This window comes from Kitasatospora sp. NPDC127111 (genome assembly GCF_042677465.1).
GTDB lineage: Bacteria > Actinomycetota > Actinomycetes > Streptomycetales > Streptomycetaceae > Kitasatospora.
Genome location: NZ_JBHXTG010000061.1, coordinates 1 through 19,613 on the forward strand (window position 1 = coordinate 1; position 19,613 = coordinate 19,613).

The window sequence follows — 19,613 nt, forward strand, 5'->3', positions numbered from 1 at the left end:
TGCAGGCCGACCTCGTCCAGCAGGTCACCGGTCAGGTGCGAACCCTTCTGCAGGACCTTCGCCCCCGCCTTGACGTTCGCGTCGAGGAAGTTGTCGGCCGCGTCCAGCGCGTCGCCGAGACTGAACGACAGGCCCATCAGTGGTCACCGCCCGAAACGGCCTCGGCGATCTTCTTGTTGATGCTGAACGGGCCCTCGGCCTTCTCCTTCGCGACGTCCGACCAACGCCGGGTCACCCACCCCCGCCCGCAGCATCCGCACCTGGTACACCAAGCCCGCGTCACCCACCACCCCCGAGATCGTCCCCGAACCTTACCCGGCCACCGGGCTGCATCGAAGGAACGAGCGCCAGTGCTGGTCCACGACCCACGGTCACGGCCAGCGGGTGCTGGCCCCCAGGGCCCCAGGCGCTCCAGGCGCTCCAGGCGCTCCAGCAGAGCGCTGCGGGTCAGGCCGTCGTCGAAACCGACCACGCGGTAGCCGAACAACCGACGAGGCCGGCTGGCCCGGCCGGTTCGGCGCCTGAGAGCCGCCCGAATTCTGTGTGGAGGGTGCGGCTCCTGGCGGTAGGTTCGCCCCATGACGGCCGAAGCCCTGCACCGATTGACCAGCGCCGAATACACCGACATCTGGGACCGCTTCGACGCCAGGTTCGATTTTCGACCCAGCATCAACGCCTTCCCCGGCATCGCAGAGCCTTCACCATCGATCACGTGGAGCCTCGACGCCCTGAACGAGGATCCTGGAGATAGGAAGCTCGACAGCCTGGTGGACATCGTGCAGAACGGGCTCGGAAAGTGCAGCAGGCCCACGGAGTCACTCTGGATTCTGGACTGGCAGCACCCCTGCTACGGCCTCCGTCCGAATCTTCCGTCGACCGACATGTCCCTCTCCCGGGTTCTCGAAGGACGTTCTCGGGTGGGCTGGCCGCTCAGCCCTTACCCCGACGGCGACTATGCCATATTCCTCGCCGATGATCTCCGCTTCGGCACCTTCGGACATCCCTGGGAGCATTCCCTTTGCGCCTTCGGTGCCGAACTCTTGGACGTGATCGCCGAGGACGTTCACCAGGTGCTCCAGCGCGTCCTCCGTCGTGACGGTCTGCCCGCCACGTGAGGGCGCAAGCCGCCGGTACCGATGACACGATCACGCTCATGATGGATGAGTCCAACGTCGGTGCTGACACCCACATACGGCTGCTGGCGGGCCACAGCAGCACTGGACGGCCTGTTTTCGAGGTGCTTCCTGCCCGGGTGCTGGGAGACCACTCGTTCGAACTGAGCGGCAGCCCCGGCCTGGTGCTGGGATGCGCTGCGGGAGACGTGCTGCAGGTCGCCGGCGACGGGACGTACGAGGCGACCGAGCGCGGGGCTAACGTCTGCGTCCAGGCCTACCGCAGAGGCCCCTTCTCATCGGAGGAACTGGCAGGGTTGGAGGCTGCCCCTACCGCTCTCGACGGGCTGGCCGAGGCGCCGGCGGACCGAAGGTTCATCGTCGGGACGGTTGCCCGTGAGGTTGGATTCCCCGCCATCGAGCGAGTCATGAACGACTGGGCCGCCAGCGTGGACAACACCGAGTGGTGGTTCGGCAACGCCGACTGAACGGGCGGGCTGTCGGACCTGGTCGTTAGGTTGGTCGGACCCGCGCGGAGGAGGGTGCCTTCATGTCTGTCTACGGTGGCGGCTCGATCAACGGCGAGGCTGGCGTCCTGCTGCCCGTTCCTACGGAGGGCATCCAATGGGACCGGGCCTCGCGAACATCGCAGGGACCTGCCCGCGTCGCGGTGGCGCGGGCGCTGGGTGCGGCGACGGCCCGAGTGCGCGGCTGAGGGCGGCAGCGGTCCCGGCCGACAGGAGCCGGGCGCCGGGTGAAGGCCGCTCGGGCGGCTCCCCCTCGTGGTTCAGGGGCGGTGCGCCCCACGGGCACCGGCTGGCCCGACTCGGCGGACGGCCGGGCGACTTGGCCGGTGTACGCCCGGACCGGCCCGTTCAAGGTTCCCTCAAGGTCCGGCCAATGCGAGCGGAGCAGGGTGGTGGCAGTCCCGCCCGGCAGGTCGCCGGCGGGCAGCCGAAGGAGGCAGTGCCATGTCGAGGATCTCGAAGGCCCGGATCGCCGCAGCGGCCACCGTGGCGGTGCTCACCGCCGCCACGCCGCTTATGCTGGCCAGTACCGCCGAAGCCGCCCCGGGCGGCACGGCGCCCGCCTGCATCACCCGCGACGTCAACGCGGCGACGCACTCCGTGAAACTGGGCAACTACTGCGGCAAGGTGATGAGCGTCACGGTCGTCCTCAAGGACGGGTCGACGACCCCTTGCTTCACGATGAGCAACAACTTCTCGTTCACCGTGCGGTACGGCTCCAAGACGTACGCGCGCACCGCCGTCTGCTGACCGTCGCCACCTCTGCCGCGCCGCGCCTGCCGGTCCTGTCCTCCGGGCCGGCGGGCGCCGTGCGGCGTGTCCGGCGGTTCCCGCCGGACGCCGCGCGACCCGGATCCTCGGACACGCCCCTCCGCCCACCGGTGCTCGGGGAGCCTCGACTCCCGCTCGGCCTCGGGGACGCCGTCGTGCCCACGAGCACGAACCCGGTCTCTCACCCCGCCTCACCCGGCCGCCGTTGTCGGCGCTCCTCGAACCGACGTTCCAGTTCCTCGTGCCAGCGAGCCGCGTTGCTGCCGTCCAGCTGACCGGCGAAGGCCCGGTAGGCGGCCGGCACCAGAGTCTCGCGGTCGACGGGCTCCGCCGAGGCGATCGCCCAGAGTGCCTCGGCGGTGTCGTTGTCCAGCCCGGTGCAGGAGCGCGGTCCCCCGCCCGCGAGCACACGCTCCAGTTCCGCGTGGAAGATCTGCCGCAGCTCCTGGTCAGTCGGCCGCCTGTGGCGCATCCCGTCCCCCCGTCGACGTCGAACCCGGACTCCCCGTCCTCCGGAACCGACACGGTTGCCCGGGCCTGTGGTTCCACCCACCCTCTTCGACTCGTCGGGGCGGTGTGGTGGTGGCCAAAGGACCGTAGCGCAGACCGAAGTGGATCACATCACCTGCTGGACCGTGATGCCGTCCACCTACTGACCGCCACGCGCCAGGGTCCCGCTCCGACCCGGGAGCAGGACCCCGTCCGCCCGTCCGCCCGTCCGCCCGGAGGCACGAGACGAGTACGAGACGAGTACGAGACGACGTTCGATCAGACGCGGTGCAGGGGTACGACGCCGGAGGCGTCGTACCGGTAGGTTTCGACGAACGACATGCCGGTCGTCGCATCCGCCGGCCGAGGACCGTGCTCGGTCACAGGCTGGTGGCCAGCCAGATGGTCACGGCCGCGGTGACGGTGAGTCCGGCGTTGAGGGCGATCCGGCGGTCATCGCCGGTCAGGTGGACGGCGATCGCGCCGGTCTGCAGGAGTACGAAGCCGATGGCCGCGGCCGGCGCCAGCCCGGGAGCGATGCCGGTCAGCGGCGGCAGGATCAGGCCGGTCGCGCCGAGTACCTCGACCGCCCCCAGGGCCCGGAGGGCGGGCAAGGGCATGCGGTCGACCCAGGCCATCATCGGTCGGAGTTGATCGCGGCTGCGGATCACCTTCAGCGTGCCTGCGTAGGAGTAGAAGAGCGCGAGCAGTCCCGCGATGAGCCAATAGGCGATGTTCATGGTTCCCGTTCATGGGCCGCCCGTTCACGGGGCCGCCCGTCGATTGCGTCGGTTGCGAGGGTTGCGTCGATTGCCGGCGGTGCTGTGCTGCTGGCTTCAGGCGGGCTCGGTGCCGGGCTCGGTGCCGGGCTCGGTGCCGGGCTCGGTGCCGGGCTCGGTGGCGGGCTCGGTGGCGTAGCGGCTCATCGCGTCGATGTTGGCCTGGGGCGTCAGCGGCCGGCCGCCGGCGAGCGCCTCCCGGAGGTCCCGGAAGTACTGCACGTAGAAGTCGGGGGTGAAGGTGCTGAGCATGACGGCGGGTTGGCCGGTCGGGTTGGCGAAGGTGTGCGGGGTACCGGGGGGAACCATGACGAGCGTGCCCGCGGTGGCGTCGTGGTCCTCGTCCCCGACGGTGAACCGCACGGTGCCGGAGAGGATGTAGAAGCCCTCGTCATGCTGCGCGTGGCGGTGCTGCGGCGGTCCCTGGGTGTGCGGGGCGAGCACGGACTCGGCGATGGCGAGGCGGTGTCCGGTGTGGCTGCCGTCCTCCAACACGCGCATGCGCGTGGTGCCCAGAACGATCGTCTCGCCGTCACCGGGACCCACCACCGAGACGGCGGGGCCGATCTGCGGCTGCCTGGTCTTCGCTTCTTCGGTCATGCTCACGAGTGCACCGCCGGTGGCCTGCCGGTGTCCAAGACCCATCCCGCGGCGCCGATACCTCGCGGGTATCGTTGCAGCGTGGAGCTACGGACCTTGCGCTACTTCGTGGCGGTCGCCGAGGAACTCCACTTCGGCCGGGCCGCCACCCGCCTGCACATGAGTCAGCCGCCGCTGAGCCGGGCGATCAAGCAGTTGGAGACCGACGTCGGGGCCCGGCTGTTCGCCCGCTCGCCCACGGGAGTCACGCTCACTCCGGTGGGCTCGGTGCTGCTCGACGAGGCGCGGGCCCTCCTCGACCACGCCGACCGCGTCCGGGGGCGCGTGAGCGCGGCGGCCGGCGTCGCGACCCTCACCATCGGTCTCCTGGGCGACGGCACCGACCCGGGAGTGGCCAGGCTGGCCGCCGCCTACCGCCGAAGCCATCCGGGCATCGACATCCGCGTCCGCGAGACCGATCTGACCGACCCGACCTGCGGGTTGCGCGCCGGAACGGTCGACGTCGCGCTGACCCGGGCACCGTTCGACGAGACGGCCCTGACGGTGCGTGCGCTGCGGACCGATCCGGTCGGCGTGGTCCTGCGCGCCGACGATCCGCTGGCCCGCCGCGACGGGCTGCGGCTGGCCGAGCTGAGCGACCGCCCCTGGTTCCGGTTCCCGCCGGACACCGACCCCGCCTGGCAGGCGTACTGGAACGGCGGCCGGCCGCGCGAGGGCCCGGTGGTGCGCGCCGTCCAGGAATGCCTTCAGGCCGTGTTGTGGAACGGCACGGTGGGCCTGGCCCCGCTCGGCCACGACCTGCCCGCGGAGCTGGCCGTGGTGCCGCTGATCGACATGGCGCCGAGCCGCGTGGTGGCGGTGTGGAACGAGGGTGACACCAACCCGTTGATCCGCTCCTTCATCGCGATCGCGACAGCCGCGTACCGCCACTGAGCGCCGGCGACCGGTGCTGCCGCGGCGCCGGCCGGGGAGCGTGAGCGCGGAGACCCCGCGGCTGGTCAGCGGGCCCGGCCCGCCGTTCCGGCGGTGCGTCAGCCGCCGTGGCCGTCGCGCGTGCGCGTGGGCCGATCGGTGGGGTGCAGGAGCAGGAACAACTGCTCGTGGCCGGGGCTGACCAGGTGGTCGCCTGCCGCGGCCAGGACCTCACCGGGCCCGACGCGCTCGCCCTCTCCGCCGACGGCCAGATCCTCGGCCAGCTTCGCGAGCTCGGCGGTGGCATCGGACATCCCCTCCGAGCAGTCGGCGAGGGCGGACCAGTGGCCGGAGTTCACCGCGCCGGCGCTGCGCTTCACCAGGTCGAGGACATGGGCGTACCACTGGCCTGTGCGCCACGCCAAGGAGTTCGGGGGCCCGTCCCGGTGTTCGTCCATCTCCCGACCGTCGCACCCTCCGGCCCGGCCCGCCACCCGGAATCCTCCCGGAGTCCACGGCCGACGCCCGCACACGGCTTCCGACACAAGAGGCCGGAATCGAACCAGTCGTCCCGACCGCCGTGCGAAGCCGCCCCGGACCGGGCCCGGGCTCCCCGGGGACGGGGGAACAACCCGTCGCCTTCAGGCGGGCCTCCCCCGCAGACACCGGTCACGCGTGTCGAGCCCGTGATGCCGGAGCACCGTTCCCGGGGCAGCGGCGATCAGCGCGAGACCCGGCTCATGCATCATGTCGGGATGAACCGTAGTGACCAGCGCTTCCACGTCATCGTGCTGTCGAACTTCGCGAGGGGCTTCGACAAGTACGCGTTCGCCTACGGCAAGGCGGGGGTCCCGGAGAGTACCCATCCCGACCGGTTCCACCTGCTGGCCCGTGCGGAGTTGGGCATCGGCATCGGGAAGGCGCGACGCCTGCTGGACCGGCTGGCCCTTCCGGGCGACCGGCTGCTGGTGCTGGAGACCACGGTGGACCCCGACGAGCTGGTGCCCAACGTGGCGACCGGCCTCGGCATGGAACTGCACGAGGCCCGCATCCGGTTGTCGGCCGTCCACGAGCTCGACCAGGTGGGCGACGAGTTCACGCTGCGCCCGACGACCGTCGAGGACGCGATGGCGGCCTCGCTGCGCCTGCACGAATCGGCAGAACGTCGCCCTGCCGACCTGCGACCGCGCTCGGTGTCGGTGCTGCCGGTCGCCTCCGCCTGCCAGGCCCGGTGTTCGTTCTGCTTCTCCTCGGCGTCGATCTCCAGCGACCAAGCGCCGGCACGGATCCCGTGGGACGCGGTCGCCCACTGGCTGGAGCGCGCCCGTGCGGCGGGTGCCGAGCGTGCGGTGATCACCGGCGGCGGGGAGCCCACGCTCATACCGTTCGAACAGCAGCTGCGGCTGGTGTCCGCCTGCTCGGCGGCGTTCCCGAAGGTCGTCCTGATCACCAACGCGCACACCCTGGCGAAGGGTCAACACGCCGACCGGGCCGACCGGCTGGCGGCCCTGAGCGCGGCGGGCCTGAGCGTGCTGGCGGTCTCCCGGCACCATCAGGACGACGCCGTCAGCGAGCGGCTGATGACGCTGCGCACGCCGGTGAGCTCCGTGGCCGACACCTGGCGCGTGGCACGCGACCGCTGGCCGGGCCTGCGGATGAGGCTGATCTGCGTGCTCCAGCGCGGCGGCGTCGCCGACGCGGCCGGCGTCGCGGACTACCTCGCGTGGGCCGCGGCGCTCGGCGTCGAGGAGGTCTGCTTCAAGGAGCTGTACGTCTCCACCAGCACCGAGTCGCTCTACTTCGACCGCGCGGCCAACGTCTGGAGCCGAGAGCACCAGGTCCCGCTGTCCGTCGTCACCCGGTTCGCCGAGCGGCACGGCTTCGCACTGGCGAGCCGCCTGCCCTGGGGCGCGCCGGTCTACCACGGCAGGTGGGCCGGCCGGCCGATGCGCATCGCCGCTTACACCGAGCCCAGCCTGCTCTGGGAACGCACCAACGCAATCGCCCGCAGCTGGAACGTGCTGGCCGACGGACGCTGCTACGCCTCCCTGGAGGACCGGGCCAGCGAGATCCTGCCGGAAGGTGCGACGGTATGAGGTTCGACGAGTTCCAGGAGTTCCGTCAGCGGCGACTCGGCGCTTCCCCGTCGCTTCTGGACGCCGCCGAGACCAACGTGTACCGGGCGCTCGCCGCGATGAGACCGGAACCGCCGACCGACCTGCGGACGGTGCACCGGTGCGATCTCGCCCGTGCCTGGCTGCGGCGGTTCGAGCTGCCGGAGGAGTGGTCCGGCCGCGCCATGGTCTGTCGGGGGGTCCGGCACGGGCTCGCTGTGGTGTTCCAGCGGCTGCGCGCCGCGCGAGCGCGGTTGTGGTTGCCCGGCGACGTGTACCCGGTGTACTTCGAGCTGGCCCGGGCGGCGGGGCTGGCACCCGCGTCCTACCCGACGCTGCCGGCGCCTGCCCTGCCGGGGGCGCCGGCGGAGGACCGGCCCGAGTACCTGCTGCTCGCCAACCCCAGCAAGCCGCTCGGCCGGTACCTGACCGACGCCGAGTGCGCCGCGGTGATCTCGTGGCTGCGGGAGTCACCACGCCGCCGCCTGCTGATCGACAGCGTCTACGACCTGGGAGCCCCGTTCGCCGCCGGAACACGGGCCTTGCTGGACACCGGTCGGGCGATCCTGCTGCATTCGGTCACCAAGGGGTGGCTGTGGCCGCGCACGTTCGGCGTGGTCCTGCTGGGTCCGGCACAGACCGACCTGGCCGACGTGGCCGACGTGGCCGACCTGGCTGACCTGGCCGAGGCGTTCCGGGCGGATCCCCCGGCGCCGGCACAGTTGAGGCTCGCCGACAGTCTGCTGACCGAGCACAGTGACGTGCCCCGGCAGGCCGTAGCCGAGCTGGCCGCACGGGCCGAGCGGTTGTTCGAACGGTTGCCGGACGAGGTGCTCGGGGCGATCCCCACGGCGAGCCGGACCTGTCCCGGCAACTACTTCTTCCCGGTCGGCATCCCGGCGGGGACGCTCCGGCGCGAGTACGGCGTGCTCGCCATCCCGGTCGGCGTGTTCGGGGAGAGCAGCTGGTCCGGCTCCATCCTGACCAGCCTTGCCGACGCTTCGAGCCCGGCGTCGCGGTGACGCGATGAAACCACCGGAGGACCTGGCCGCCCGGCAGGACGACGCGGACACCTTCGACCGGGCGTTCGCCGCGCCTCGGCGGTTCCGCAGGTCAGCCGAGGACACCCGGGGTCGCTCGCCGGTCACTCACCCGTGAGGACCTTCGTCCACGGCCCGGCGCCGGGGGCGGTCGGATCCGGGCTCCCCGGAACGGTGGCGAGTGCCTCGACCAGTTCCGGGACGAACGGCGCGGTGGCGCCCAGATCGGTCGCCCGCGCGAAGTCCGGATGCCCGGCGTGGGAGGGCAGTTCGCGCAGCGCCCGCAGGCCGTAGTAGCCGGCCACGGCGTCCGGGCGGCGCGGCGGCGGCGCGGGGGCGCGACCCGCCACCACATCGTCGAGCGAGCGCTGGAACAGGGCGTGGCACGCCCGGACGCCCCGCAGCAGCACTTGGTGGTACCGGGCGTCGTCGGCCACCGGGAAGCGCTGTTCGGCCAGCACCCGGCCGGTGTCCACGCCCGCGTCCACCTCGTGCAGGGTCGCGCCGTACTCGCGGTCACCGCGCAGCAGGGCGAACGCCACGGCGGCCGACGGGAGTCCGCGGTGCTGCGGGAGCAGGCCGTTGTGGATGTTGAGGATCCGCAGTCCCCGGCCGAGCAGCGGAGTCCGGAAGATCATCCGATTGTTGATCGACCAGACCAGACCGTCGGTCGCCCGGTCGAGCAGCCGGTCGGCCTGCGCGTTGACGTCCCTCGTGGTGAGCCGCGGTACGCCGGGGCCGTTCGCCCCGTCGTCGGCGGGGTCGTCCGAGACCACCAGGTCGACCCGGTGACCGGTGGTCAGCGCGTGGGCGACGGCCCGAGCGAGCAGGGCACCGCGTCCGACGAAGATCACGCCGTCTCCTCCGTCCGTCCGGACGACTCCGACGGTCCCCCGGCCGGGCCGTGCGACGGTCCCCCGGCCGGGCCGTCCGACGGTCCCCCGGTCCGGCCGTCCGACGGTCCGGCGCGCCGGACCGCCTCGCTGACCCGGCCGAGCGTCAGCTCGGTCAGGGAGCCGCCGAGATCGGCCATGAACGCGTCCACACCGGCGGGGGCGACCAGCTCGTCGGCGACCGCCGAGAGCATCTCCAGCAGCGCCAGCGAATCCCCGCCGAGCTGCTGGAAGTCCGCGTCCCGGCCGAGCACCCGGGCGTCCACCCCGAGGGTGCGCGCCCACCGCTGCGCCACCCGGGCATCCAGGTCGTCCGTCGCCGACGAGGCGTCGTCCCCGGGAGCCGGGCCCGGGAACGGGTCGGGCAGCGCCGCGAAGTCCGTCTTCCCGCTGGCCGTGGCCGGCAAGGCGTCGACCGCCAGGATCGACGCCGGTACCAGGTGGGCGGGCAGCAGCGTGGCGAGGTGCGCCCGCAGCTCGTCCCCCGGCTCAGGTGCGCCGGGATCGGTGGGCAGGACGTACGCGCAGAGCGCCGCCGTGCCGCCGGGTCGGGTCCGGACGGTCACCGCGGCCCGCAGGACCGCCGGGTGACCCTCCAGGGCGGTCCGCACCTCGGCCGGCTCGATCCGGTGCCCGGCGATCTTCACCTGGTCGTCGGCGCGGCCGACGAACTCCAGGGCGCCGTCGGGCAGTCGACGGGCCAGGTCTCCGGTGCGGTAGCGGCGCACCCCGTCCGCGCCGACCGGGAAGGCGGCGGCGTCGAGGTCCGGGCGGCCCAGGTAGCCGCGGGAGAGGTGGACGCCGGAGACGAGGATCTCGCCGACCGCTCCGGTCCGTTCCGGGGCGAGGAACTCACCGTCCGCGCCGAGCAGGTCGATCCGTGCGCCCGGCGCCGGCCGGCCGATCGGGATCACGGGCCCGCTCTCGTCGCCGTCCAGGACGTGGGCGAGGCAGCCGACGGTGGCCTCGGTGGGACCGTAGCCGTTGATGATCCGGGTGCCGGGGCCGACCCGGCGCCGGGCCCGTTCGGCGGCGGCACGGGTGAACTGTTCCCCGCCGACGAGCAGCGAGCGCAGACCGGAGAGGTCGAGGCCGTAGTGCTCCATCAGGTCCAGGTGGGTGGGGGTGACGGCCAGCGCGTCCGTCCGGTGCAGGGTCAGCAGGTCGCGCAGGGCCGGTGCGGTCGGCTCGCCGGGCAGCAACACCGCCGCGCCGCCGTACAGGGCCGGCACGAAGAGCGGGAAGCAGGAGATGTCGAAGCCGAGGGAGGCCAGGAATCCGAAGCGGGTGTGTTCGTCGACCGCGCAGAGTCCGGCCGCCCACCGGGCGAAGGCGAACAGCCCCCGGTGTTCGATCTGGACGCCCTTGGGCCGCCCGGTGGAGCCCGAGGTGTGGATGACGTACGCGAGCTGGTCCGGGGCGGGGTCGGGGAGCGGCACGGGCTCGGCGGACTCAGGGCGGTCCGGGACGTCCTGGACGACGAGCAGGTCGCAGGGGGCGGAGACGGCGAGCCGGTCGACCAGGTGGCGTTCGGTCAGGCAGAGCCTGGCCCCCGCCTCGTGGAGCACGCCGGCGATCCGGACGTCCGGCTGGCGCGGATCGAGCGGCAGGTAGGCGGCGCCCGCCTTGAGGACGCCCCACAGGGCCGCGACGCCCGCCGGGGACCGTTCCACGATCAGCCCGACCAGGTCCTCGCGGCCGACCCCGCGCCGCAGCAGTTCCACCGCCACGGCGTCCGAGCGGCGGTCGAGTTCCGCGTAGCTCACCGGGCCGGCCGGGCCGTCCAGCGCGACGGCGTCCGGGGTCCGGGCCGCGTGCCTGCGCAGCGCGGCCACCACCGTGGTGACGGGCTTCCCGCGCCATGGTCCGTCGGCGTCCGTGCCCAGGTCGGGGAACGGCCCGGACGGCTCGGGAAACGGCCCGGACGGCTCGGCGGGAGGGCCGGATGGCTCGGGGAACCGCCCGGACGGCTCGGCGGGAGGCCCGGAGGTGACGGCGGCGTCCCGGGTCACGGCGGCGACCAGGCGGTCCATCAGCTCCTCGGCCCGCAGCGCCAGGCCCGGGCCGCCCTGGAACCCGACGGTCAGCTCGGTACGGTCGGGCAGCTCCACGGCGACGCACGACACCGGGACCAGCGGCGCGTGCACCGGCAGCGCGTGGACGGACCGCGCGGTGAAGCCGCCGCCCGAGTAGTCCGCCGGGTCGATCCGGCCCAGGTGGGAGACGATCGCCGAGGCCAGGTGCCGGCCGCGCCGGTCGGCGACGGACTGCCCCGCGCGCAGCAGCCCGGCGGCGGCCGGCAATGGCAGCCGGGCGAGCGCCGATTCGAAGCCGCCGGCGAGTTCCCGGCGTTCGGCGAGCGCGCGCAGCAGCCGCTGGTGGGCGCCGCGCCATGGCTCATCGGGCCGCAGGTCGAGGAAGACCGGCAGGGTCAGGTTGCCGGTGGCCGGCTCGCCCCGGCGGTGGCGCCGCAGGTCGACCGGCACCATCACCCGGGCCCGGGCCGCGGGGACGGCATCGGCGACGGCCTGCGCGAGCCGGGCGGTGAGCGAGGCGTACCGGCCCGGCAGGGTGCGGCGCAGCCACACGGCCTCCGGGGCGTCGGGGCCCGGCTGGCCGGCCGTCGACGCACCGAGCGGCGAGGGCTGGTCGAGCAGCAGGGCCGGGCGGCGGCCGGTGGCACCCGTCTCGGCGAGCAGCCGGGCGTCCGTGAGCGGCGAGCGGGCGGGCCGCGCAGGCTCGCCGCGCAGGGCGCGGAAGACCTCGGCCATCCAGATCTGGGCGCCGTGGCCGTCCATCACGCCGTGGAAGGCGCGGAAGGCGAGGGCGGTCGGCCGGTCCGCGCCGCCGGCCCGGAGCAGCACCTCGCAGGCCGGGCCGTACCGCAGGTCCAGCGGCTCGCCCAGCATGGCGTTCCACCCGCCGGGATCGCCGTCGTCCCCCTCGGCCACCCGCACCCGGGGCGACCGCCCGGTGTCGACCCAGCCGCGGCCGCGCCGGGCCAGCCGGGATCCGGGGCAGGACTCCGCGGCGGCCGCGACGGCCGCGCGCAGCGCGTCCGGGTCGGGGGTGCCCTCGCCCTCGACCACGAGGTGCAGGACCATGGCGCGGCCGAGCCGGTGGGCGGCCAGGTAGAGCCACTCGGTGGGCGACACCGGGCGACGGTAGGGCCCGGCGGCGGGTGGGGTGGGTGTGCTGTCGTCCGTCATCACAGTTCTCTTCGGTCTCTTCCGGGGGTGTTCGGCCGTGCCGTCAGCGCGTCGTCCGGGTGCGCGCGGGCCGGGTGAAGGCGTCCGGGCCGCCGATCGACTCGACCCAGTCGCGGAGTCGGCGCAGGCCGGTCTCCTGGTCCGTCACCGGGCGGTAGCCGAAGTCCCGTTCGGCGGCCGAGGTGCTGTAGGTGGTGGAGCGGGTGAGCAGGGCGACCGCGTAGCGGCTGATCGGCGGTTCCCGGCGGGCGGCCAGGGCGGGGAGGCGCCAGAGCAGTTCGACCGACCCGACCAGGGCGTCCCGGACCGCCGGCCGCACCCGGCGGGTCGGCGGGGTGCCGCCGAACAGCCCGGCCAGCCGGGTCAGGAAGGCCCACAGGTCGGTCTGCTCCCGGTCGGTGACGAAGTACGGCTTCCCGCCGACCGCCTCCGCCGGGGCCTCGGCTGCCCGCAGGGCGGCCGTCACGGCGTTGTCGCAGTGGCAGAGCGAGACCAGCACCGGCCTCCCGCCGGACAGGTCCGGCAGGCCGCCGGTGAGCATCCGGCCGACCAGCCGGGGCAGGAACCCCGCGTGGTCGCGCGGGCCCCAGATGCCGCGCGGGCGCAGGGCGACCGTGGTGAACCCGGGCCGGTCGGCGGCGAGGACGAGCCTTTCGGCGGCCGCCTTGGTCTCCGAATAGAGGTTCAACCAGCGGTCCGGGTAGGGAGCGCTCTCGTCGATGCCGAGCCGGTCGCCGTCGTCCGGCCCCATCAGCGCGCTCGGGCTGCTGATGAACACGAACCGCCCGGCCCCCGCGTCCCGGGCGGCGGTCAGCAGCCGGGCCGTGCCGTCCACGTTCTCGGCCGTGAACTGGGCCCGGGTGCCGAAGTCGACCACCCGGGCCGCGCTGTGGTGCACGACGTCCACGCCGGCGACGGCCCGGCGCAGCGACGCGGCGTCCCCGAGGTCGCCGAACACCGGCTCGACGCCGGGGAGCGTCCGCAGCCGGCTGAGGTCACTGGTCGGCCGTACCAGGGCCCGTACCTCGTGACCCGCCCGGAGCGCGCCGTCCACCAGATGGCCCCCGAGGAAGCCGGAGGCACCGGTCACCAGGACCTTCACCGTGCCGCCTCCCGTGCAGCCGGGACGGGCAGCAGGCGCCACCAGGTCGCGCCGTACAACAGCGTGAGCGCCGCGGTCGCGGCGCGGCCGTGGCCCGCCGCCCGGCCGCGCGGGAGGGCCGCCGGGATCTGCGCGGTGTGCACCACCACGCTCAGGAAGGCGTCCAGCCACCAGAGCCCGACCAGGAACGGCTGGTCGACGGGGTGCAGCAGCCCGGCCAGCAGGTACGCCCAGCCGGCCAGCGGTACGCACCGCGCGAGCCACACCCGGTGGCGCCGGCGCGCCGGCGGGCCCGTCCGGCGGAGCCGCTTCCCGGCCCAGCGGGCGAGCCGCTCACGGCCGATCTTGGCGTTGTGGCGGACGTCGACCGGGAAGCCGGGGTGCCGGAGGAAGTGCTCGATGCCGGCGGTCAGCGCGTGGCCGGCGGCGAGTGCCCGGAGCTCGGGCAGCAACGCCGCCCACCGGTCCTCGGTGACGTGCGGTTCGGTCTCCACGCACACCACCGGCAGCTGGTCGCCGACCGGTCCGACCCCGACCAGGGCGCTGCGCCGCACCAGGGGGTGGGCGTTGAAGACGCCCTCGCAGGGCACGGTGTGCAGGTCCCCGTCGGCGGTGCGGACCCGCTGCGTACGGCGGCCGCAGAACCACAGCCGGCCGTCCGGGTCGAGCCGGCCGAGATCCCCGGTCCGGTGCCAGATCCGGCCCGACGCCTCGTCGTGGATCTTGTGCGCGGCGTCGGCGGCCGGCGCCGCGTGGTAGCGGGCGCTGACGGACTCCCCGGCGACGACGATCTCGCCGACCGCGCCGGCCCGGACGGCGAGGCCCTCCTCCCAGCGCGGCAGCGGGCCGTCCGAGACCTGGACGAGGCGCAGTTCCGTCCCCGGCACCGGCCGCCCGACGCACGTCCCGTGGCCGAGCGGCGCCCGCGCGGCCGTCTCGGCGAGGATCTCCTCGGACTCGATCGAGGTGATCGGCAGGACCTCGGTGGCGCCGTAGGTCACGTGGATCCCGGCCTTCTCGTCCAGTACCCGGCGCAGCCCGGCGACCACCTCGGGCGGTACGGGCGCGCCGCCCGACACCACGCAGCGCAGGTCGGGCAGCGGCGTGGGACGCTCCGTCAGATGGTCTGCGAGCAGCCGCAGCAGCGCGGGGGACGCGAACATGGTGGAGATCCGGTACCTGGTCAGCGCCTCGACCAGCGGCGCGGGGTCGGCCTCGCCGACCTTGGCGGGTGCGAGCGGCGCGAGCACCAGGGTGGAGCCGAACAGCAGGTCCAGCATGCCGTACAGCGGCAGGGTGACCAGGGAGACCTCGTCGCGGTCGCGGCTGTGCGCGTCCCGCACCGCGCGGGCCATCGCGGCGGCCATCCGGTGGGTGTACTCGACGCCCTTGGCCGGTCCGGTGCTGCCGGTGGTGAAGCCGATCATCATCAGGTCGTCGCCCCGGACGGGCTCGGGCGAAGGCGCGGGCCGCCGCTCACCGGCGGGCACCCGGCGGCGCAGCCCGGCGAGCGTGTGCCCGCCCCAGAACCACCGCCGTCCGAGGGTGAGGTTCACCCCGACCCCGGCGAAGGTCCGCCGGGCGAGCACCCGGACGGCGTGCGCGACGGGTGGTCCGATGAACGCCTCGGCGCCGACCGTCCGGTAGCAGTGCAGCATCCGCCGCACGCCCATGCCCGGGTCGACCACCACCGGGACGGCGCCGATCCGCAGCAGCGCGAAGAGCAGCGCGAACAGCTCGGGGCCGGGCGGGGCCATCAGCACCGTCCTGGTGCCGTGCCCGATGCCGGTCGGGCCGAGCGCCCCCGCCAGGAGCTCGACGTCCGCCTGGAGCTGTCCGTACGTCAGCTCGCGGTAGCGGATCCGGCCGTCCGGGCCGCGGCCGTCGGGGTGGATGATCGCGGTCTTGGCGGGAAAGGCCCGGGCGTTGCGGGCCAGGTGCTCGGCGAGTCCGAGGTCACCGCTGAGCTGTTCCTGGGCTGTGGTCACGGATCACGCCTCCTGCGGGCGGTAGCTCACGCACGCGGCGCTCGGCCCGGCACCGACGGCGACGAGGAGCAGCTGGTCGACGCCCTCGGGCAGTCCGTGCTCGACGGCGTGGAGGTAGCCGAGGATCGGCGCGGCGGTGTGCGGCAGCCCGCCGCCGCCGGTGCCTGGCGTTGCGGCCGCTCCTGGCGCGCCGGGCGTTGCGGCCGCTCCTGGCGCACCGGGCGTGTCGGGGGCGAGGACGGCGGACCGGGGCAGGCCGAGCCGGTCGGCCAGCCGGGCCGCGAAGTCGGGCGTCGGCCGGGAGCTGACCAGCAGGGTCCGGTGCAGGTCGAGCTCCTCGGACCAGGCGTAGTCGGCCACGGTGTCGGAGGCCAGGTCGAGCAGCTGCTCGGCGAAACCGGGGTCACGGCGGACGGTGATCCTCGAACGTCCGGTGGCGCCCATGCCGGCTGTCCGCAGGTAGCCGGCCGACTTCGACTCCTCGTCGGAGCGCGCCGACCGGACGGGGCCGAACCCGCCCCGGTCCTGCGCCGAGCGCTCCAGCAGCAGGGCGGCACCCAGATCCGCGTACGGGTAGGCGTCGTCCAGCGCGGCGTTCCCACCCGGGTGGACGTCGGCCGCGGTGATCAGGACCCGTTCGGTGGTGCCGGTGGCGAGCAGCGCCTGGGCGACCTGGACGGCGTTGAGCACCCCGCAGGCGCCGTTCATCAGGTCGAAGGAGAAGGCGGCGCCCGGCACCCGGTGGGCCAGGTAGTCGAGGTTGATGCCGGCTTCCTTCTGCACCAGCGCGCCGATGGCCGGTTCGAAGGTGTTGTGCTCGCGGTAGACGCCGACGTTGATCAGGACGCCGACGGCGTCCGGCGACACCCTGGCCTCGGTGAGGCACTCCCGGGCGGCCCGGCCGGCGAGCCGGACGGCGGCGGCGGTGTCCTCGGCCGGGGCGACGGCGGCGCGAGCGGCCCTGATGACGGTGGTCATCGCTCAGACCCCCAGGTTGGTGATGGTGACGGACAGGGCGCCGGTCACGACCCCGGAGGCGGCCGGCACCAGCAGGTACCTGGCGCCCCGGCGGGCGGTGCCGGCCTTCAGGTGCCGGTGCAGCACCAGGAAGTGCGAGGTCGACGCGGTGTTGCCGAACTCCTCGACGACGGAGAGGGATTCGGGCATCGGGGCACCGAACTCCCGGGCACCGGTCCGGTTCACGTAGTCGATGAAGCGGGTGCCGACCTGGTGCTGGACCACGTAGTCGAACCGCTCGTCGGCGAACGTCCGGCCCAGCTTGGCGAGTTGGTCACCGTGGAAGGCGGGCCACATCCGCAGCCGGTCCTCCTTGTGCATCTGCCGGTTGTCGGTGTACAGGGCAATGCCCTCGGTACGGTCACTGGGCATGCCGAGGCACAGGTGGGAGTACTCGGCGCAGGTCATCAGGTCGACGTAGTGGATCCGGTCGGCGTCGTCCACCGCGCCGTCCATCACCACCGCCACCGCCGAGTCGCCGACCGAGAGCGAGGCGAACTGCGCGTCGTAGGAGTCGGTGATCTCGCGGGCGGCGGTCTCGGCGACCCGGGTGGCCTGCTCACCGCTGACCACCAGGCCGGTGCGCACCACACCGGCGCGGATCATCCGGTCCAGCAGGTGGACGCCGGTCATCATGCCCGCGCAGGCGTTGGAGACGTCGAAGTGGATCGCCCGGCGGGCGCCCAGTTCCCGGGCCAGCGAGGCCGCGAAGGACGGCTCGAAGCAGAAGTCGTCGCCGTCCCGGAAGCGGGTGATGGACGCCGATATGACGATGTCCAGATCGGCGGCGTCGTACCGCGAGTGGGCCAGGGCGTCCTCGGCGGCCCGCAGGGCCAGGCCGAACGAGTCCTCCCGGGCCTCGGGCCGCGGGTCGTAGACCCGGCGTTCGGCGACGCCGGTGATGCGTTCCAGGTCCACGTCCGGGAGCCCGGTCACCGAGGCGACCAGTTCGGGCGTCGACCGGACAGTCTCTGGCAGGTACGCGCCAAGCGCCTCGAAGCGACTGCCCCTTGCGTCGGAGGTCATCGTTCCTCTTTCGTCCCGTGATGAGCCGGGTCGGCTCACACGGAACCCCGTCCGGGGTGCGCGGAGACGCCCTCGCGGCGCGGACCGACCCTCCTGGCAGGGCCGCCGACGGACAGGCCTCACTGTCGGTCATCCGGCCACGACTGCACGTTACCCGGCAGTATGTTGCGGATATGTAACCAACGGTGATTACGTGATGACTGTCACTCAGATCACTTCCGACCGAGGGCGCTTGCGCGGCCCGCCGGCGGTCAGCGGCCGTTCCTTCACGCGACTCGCCCGACAGCTCGAAGCGTGAAGAAACGGCCGCCCTGCCGTCCCGGGAACGAACCAGGATCAGCGGGTCAGGTGCACCGCGAAGCTGGACCAAGAGCACACGGCCCCTGCCGGGGGCTCCGGCGACGGCCGGCCGGCAGGTCCCGTGCGGCGGTGGAGCACGCGGTGGCGGTGATCACTTGAGCATGATGCTGGCTCCGAAGATGTTGCCGACCTCCGCGCACTCCTTGACGTCGTCGCGGCTGAAGTACGGAGTGCTGGCCGTCCCGCTCAGGCCCTTTGCGGTAGCCGTGCAGTACCAGTTGCGCGGCCCGTTGTAAGCCACGTGATAGACCTCGCTCTTTCCGGCCGCGAGGTTGCCCGAGCACTTCGTGGCGACATCGGTGTGGACGCAGATGTTCGCGATGGTCGCCGAAAAGTTGCTGAGCCGGAAAGCCGCGGACGGCGCCGCGTAGCTCGCCGGTGCGACGACGATCATTCCCGCACCGGTGGCCGCCACCATCCCGGCGACTGCCGCCAGCCTGGTGGTCCGCTTGATGATTCGAGACACCTTGCCTCCAGTTGAAGTAGTTCCCTGCCGGGTGAACGGCCTGATCCGCAGGATCCGCGACAGGCGCCGCGGCGAACCTGCCGCCGTGCCACCCGACTCCTCTTGACTGTCCGGCACCTGACAGAAGTTCAAGTGACGCGCGTCACGACGTCGGACGGGGCGACCCGGGGAAAACCGGGTGCCGGCGCGGCGATGAGTTTTCCGGCCCCGGCAGGTCTACCTCTTGACCGGGACGACCGACTCATCAGGAGTGCAGCCATGGGCCTCATCCACATCGAAATGTTCGCGACCCTCGACCTCGTCGGGCAGGCGCCCGGCGGTCCCGACGAGGACCCGATGGGGTTCCCGTTCGGCGGCTGGCAGGTGCCCCTGCTGAACGAGGTCACCGGGGCGCAGATCGGCGCCGCGTACGAGGGCACCGACGCGCTCCTGCTCGGCCGGCGGACGTACGACATCTTCGCCGCCTACTGGCCGCACCAGGAGGACGGTGAGATCGCCGAGCTCTTCAACCGCGTCCCGAAGTACGTGGCCTCCCGGGGCACGCCCGACCTGCCGTGGGCCGGGTCCGTGCAGCTCGGCCCGGACCTGGCCGGCGCGGTGCGCGAGATCCGGGACCGGCACGAGCACATCAAGGTCGTGGGGAGTCTGGACCTCGTACAGACCCTCCTGCGCGAGAAGCTCTTCGACCGTCTCGACCTCTGGGTGCACCCGATCGTGCTCGGCGTCGGGAAGAAGGTGTTCGACGGCGGCGCCGTCCCCACGAACCTCACGCTCCTCGAACCGCCGACGGCCGGCCCGCAGGGCACCGTCTACCTGCGCTACGGGCTCGCCGAGGGCACGCCCGGGACGGGCGACATGAGCGCACCCGACCGCGGCCTCCGCAACGACGACGCCCGGTGATCCGATGACCACCGTCCACGCCGACGGCATCGCCCTGGGCGTCGAATCGTTCGGTGACCGCGACGCGCACCTGGTCCTGCTCGCGGGCGGGCCGACGATGCTCTCCTGGCCGGACGCGCTCTGCGAGCGCCTCGCCGCCGGCGGGCGGCGAGTGGTGCGCTACGACCTGCGCGACAGCGGCGAGTCCACGACGACCGATCCGCAGGGAAGGCGCGCGAGGAGGTCTCGGTCTACCGGCTCGCCGGGCATGCGCGGATGACGTCGCCGGGGGCCGCGGCGCCATCAGCGCTGCGGCCCCCCGCGGGCCT

18 protein-coding genes and 1 pseudogene are annotated in these 19,613 nt (G+C 73.4%); 8 read left to right on the forward strand and 11 right to left on the reverse strand.

Annotation, left to right across the window (positions count from 1 at the left end; all coding sequences use genetic code 11):
- Nucleotides 1-578: 578 nt before the first annotated feature.
- The 3 genes from ACFVHB_RS29570 to ACFVHB_RS29580 all read left to right on the forward strand — a co-directional run bounded on the left by ACFVHB_RS29570 (nucleotide 579) and on the right by ACFVHB_RS29580 (nucleotide 2,389).
- Nucleotides 579-1,115 (forward strand): DUF2716 domain-containing protein, encoded by a 537-nt coding sequence (locus ACFVHB_RS29570; protein ID WP_380328311.1) that lies wholly within the window; start codon nucleotides 579-581, stop codon nucleotides 1,113-1,115.
- 38 nt (nucleotides 1,116-1,153) lie between these two features.
- Nucleotides 1,154-1,600 carry a DUF4265 domain-containing protein gene (locus ACFVHB_RS29575; RefSeq protein ID WP_380328313.1) on the forward strand — a complete coding sequence of 149 codons (447 nt, stop codon included), beginning with the start codon at nucleotides 1,154-1,156 and terminating at the stop codon, nucleotides 1,598-1,600.
- A 483-nt stretch (nucleotides 1,601-2,083) separates the two neighbouring features.
- Entirely contained in the window at nucleotides 2,084-2,389 is a 306-nt protein-coding gene (locus ACFVHB_RS29580) for a hypothetical protein (protein ID WP_380328315.1), read from the forward strand.
- Between the two features lie 202 nt (nucleotides 2,390-2,591).
- Here ACFVHB_RS29580 and ACFVHB_RS29585 read toward each other — a convergent pair whose 3' ends face one another.
- From ACFVHB_RS29585 to ACFVHB_RS29595, 3 genes are all read right to left on the reverse strand, one after another.
- A complete protein-coding gene (locus tag ACFVHB_RS29585; protein WP_380328317.1) occupies nucleotides 2,592-2,882 on the reverse strand; it encodes a hypothetical protein in 291 nt (96 codons plus the stop codon).
- Between the two features lie 397 nt (nucleotides 2,883-3,279).
- Complete coding sequence (locus tag ACFVHB_RS29590) at nucleotides 3,280-3,639, reverse strand: DoxX family protein (RefSeq protein WP_380328319.1); 360 nt, start codon at nucleotides 3,637-3,639, stop codon at nucleotides 3,280-3,282.
- A gap of 96 nt (nucleotides 3,640-3,735) precedes the next feature.
- Nucleotides 3,736-4,278 carry a cupin domain-containing protein gene (locus ACFVHB_RS29595; RefSeq protein ID WP_380328321.1) on the reverse strand — a complete coding sequence of 181 codons (543 nt, stop codon included), beginning with the start codon at nucleotides 4,276-4,278 and terminating at the stop codon, nucleotides 3,736-3,738.
- An 81-nt stretch (nucleotides 4,279-4,359) separates the two neighbouring features.
- Between ACFVHB_RS29595 and ACFVHB_RS29600 the strand changes: the two genes are divergently transcribed.
- Nucleotides 4,360-5,211 (forward strand): LysR family transcriptional regulator, encoded by an 852-nt coding sequence (locus ACFVHB_RS29600; RefSeq protein WP_380328322.1) that lies wholly within the window; start codon nucleotides 4,360-4,362, stop codon nucleotides 5,209-5,211.
- 98 nt (nucleotides 5,212-5,309) lie between these two features.
- On the opposite strand, the gene ACFVHB_RS29605 is transcribed toward ACFVHB_RS29600, so the two are convergent.
- Entirely contained in the window at nucleotides 5,310-5,648 is a 339-nt protein-coding gene (locus ACFVHB_RS29605) for a hypothetical protein (protein WP_380328324.1), read from the reverse strand.
- Nucleotides 5,649-5,945: 297 nt separating this feature from the next.
- Here ACFVHB_RS29605 and ACFVHB_RS29610 point away from each other — a divergent pair, with 297 nt between their 5' ends.
- Both ACFVHB_RS29610 and ACFVHB_RS29615 read left to right on the forward strand, forming a co-directional pair.
- The gene (locus ACFVHB_RS29610; RefSeq protein ID WP_380328326.1) at nucleotides 5,946-7,286 is read left to right on the forward strand and encodes a radical SAM protein; all 1,341 of its coding nucleotides are present in this window, start codon (nucleotides 5,946-5,948) and stop codon (nucleotides 7,284-7,286) included.
- Nucleotides 7,283-8,326, forward strand: coding sequence for an aminotransferase class I/II-fold pyridoxal phosphate-dependent enzyme (locus tag ACFVHB_RS29615; RefSeq protein ID WP_380328328.1), 1,044 nt, complete (start codon nucleotides 7,283-7,285; stop codon nucleotides 8,324-8,326). Before ACFVHB_RS29610 ends, ACFVHB_RS29615 begins: the two co-directional genes overlap by 4 nt.
- A 122-nt stretch (nucleotides 8,327-8,448) precedes the next feature.
- Here ACFVHB_RS29615 and ACFVHB_RS29620 read toward each other — a convergent pair whose 3' ends face one another.
- The 7 genes from ACFVHB_RS29620 to ACFVHB_RS29650 form a co-directional block, all read right to left on the reverse strand.
- Nucleotides 8,449-9,198, reverse strand: a complete 750-nt coding sequence (locus tag ACFVHB_RS29620; protein ID WP_380328330.1) for a formyltransferase family protein — start codon at nucleotides 9,196-9,198, stop codon at nucleotides 8,449-8,451.
- Nucleotides 9,195-12,392, reverse strand: coding sequence for an amino acid adenylation domain-containing protein (locus ACFVHB_RS29625; protein ID WP_380328332.1), 3,198 nt, complete (start codon nucleotides 12,390-12,392; stop codon nucleotides 9,195-9,197). The genes ACFVHB_RS29620 and ACFVHB_RS29625 overlap by 4 nt, the downstream gene beginning before the upstream one ends.
- 97 nt (nucleotides 12,393-12,489) lie before the next feature.
- Entirely contained in the window at nucleotides 12,490-13,548 is a 1,059-nt protein-coding gene (locus ACFVHB_RS29630; protein ID WP_380328334.1) for an NAD-dependent epimerase/dehydratase family protein, read from the reverse strand.
- Entirely contained in the window at nucleotides 13,545-15,536 is a 1,992-nt protein-coding gene (locus ACFVHB_RS29635; RefSeq protein ID WP_380328335.1) for a fatty acid CoA ligase family protein, read from the reverse strand. The genes ACFVHB_RS29630 and ACFVHB_RS29635 overlap by 4 nt, the downstream gene beginning before the upstream one ends.
- Nucleotides 15,537-15,539: 3 nt before the next feature.
- Complete coding sequence (locus ACFVHB_RS29640) at nucleotides 15,540-16,514, reverse strand: hypothetical protein (protein WP_380328337.1); 975 nt, start codon at nucleotides 16,512-16,514, stop codon at nucleotides 15,540-15,542.
- Nucleotides 16,515-16,517: 3 nt separating this feature from the next.
- Complete coding sequence (locus ACFVHB_RS29645; protein ID WP_380328338.1) at nucleotides 16,518-17,579, reverse strand: 3-oxoacyl-ACP synthase III family protein; 1,062 nt, start codon at nucleotides 17,577-17,579, stop codon at nucleotides 16,518-16,520.
- A 451-nt stretch (nucleotides 17,580-18,030) separates the two neighbouring features.
- Nucleotides 18,031-18,405, reverse strand: coding sequence for a hypothetical protein (locus tag ACFVHB_RS29650; protein WP_380328340.1), 375 nt, complete (start codon nucleotides 18,403-18,405; stop codon nucleotides 18,031-18,033).
- A 258-nt stretch (nucleotides 18,406-18,663) separates the two neighbouring features.
- On the opposite strand from ACFVHB_RS29650, the gene ACFVHB_RS29655 reads away from it, so the two are divergent.
- Both ACFVHB_RS29655 and ACFVHB_RS29660 read left to right on the forward strand, forming a co-directional pair.
- On the forward strand, nucleotides 18,664-19,305 hold the full coding sequence (locus ACFVHB_RS29655; RefSeq protein ID WP_380328342.1) for a dihydrofolate reductase family protein: 642 nt from the start codon (nucleotides 18,664-18,666) through the stop codon (nucleotides 19,303-19,305).
- 4 nt (nucleotides 19,306-19,309) lie between these two features.
- A pseudogene (locus tag ACFVHB_RS29660) lies at nucleotides 19,310-19,510 on the forward strand (alpha/beta fold hydrolase); the annotation flags it as partial.
- Nucleotides 19,511-19,613: the final 103 nt, after the last annotated feature.

Bases quoted from the DNA above. Each gene is read 5' to 3' on its own strand.
- ACFVHB_RS29570 (WP_380328311.1), top strand. From the start codon at position 579: ATGACGGCCGAAGCCCTGCACCGATTGACCAGCGCCGAATACACCGAC.
- ACFVHB_RS29575 (WP_380328313.1), top strand. From the start codon at position 1,154: ATGATGGATGAGTCCAACGTCGGTGCTGACACCCACATACGGCTGCTG.
- ACFVHB_RS29580 (WP_380328315.1), top strand. From the start codon at position 2,084: ATGTCGAGGATCTCGAAGGCCCGGATCGCCGCAGCGGCCACCGTGGCG.
- ACFVHB_RS29585 (WP_380328317.1), bottom strand. From the start codon at position 2,882: ATGCGCCACAGGCGGCCGACTGACCAGGAGCTGCGGCAGATCTTCCAC.
- ACFVHB_RS29590 (WP_380328319.1), bottom strand. From the start codon at position 3,639: ATGAACATCGCCTATTGGCTCATCGCGGGACTGCTCGCGCTCTTCTAC.
- ACFVHB_RS29595 (WP_380328321.1), bottom strand. From the start codon at position 4,278: ATGACCGAAGAAGCGAAGACCAGGCAGCCGCAGATCGGCCCCGCCGTC.
- ACFVHB_RS29605 (WP_380328324.1), bottom strand. From the start codon at position 5,648: ATGGACGAACACCGGGACGGGCCCCCGAACTCCTTGGCGTGGCGCACA.
- ACFVHB_RS29610 (WP_380328326.1), top strand. From the start codon at position 5,946: ATGAACCGTAGTGACCAGCGCTTCCACGTCATCGTGCTGTCGAACTTC.
- ACFVHB_RS29615 (WP_380328328.1), top strand. From the start codon at position 7,283: ATGAGGTTCGACGAGTTCCAGGAGTTCCGTCAGCGGCGACTCGGCGCT.
- ACFVHB_RS29640 (WP_380328337.1), bottom strand. From the start codon at position 16,514: ATGACCACCGTCATCAGGGCCGCTCGCGCCGCCGTCGCCCCGGCCGAG.
- ACFVHB_RS29645 (WP_380328338.1), bottom strand. From the start codon at position 17,579: ATGACCTCCGACGCAAGGGGCAGTCGCTTCGAGGCGCTTGGCGCGTAC.
- ACFVHB_RS29655 (WP_380328342.1), top strand. From the start codon at position 18,664: ATGGGCCTCATCCACATCGAAATGTTCGCGACCCTCGACCTCGTCGGG.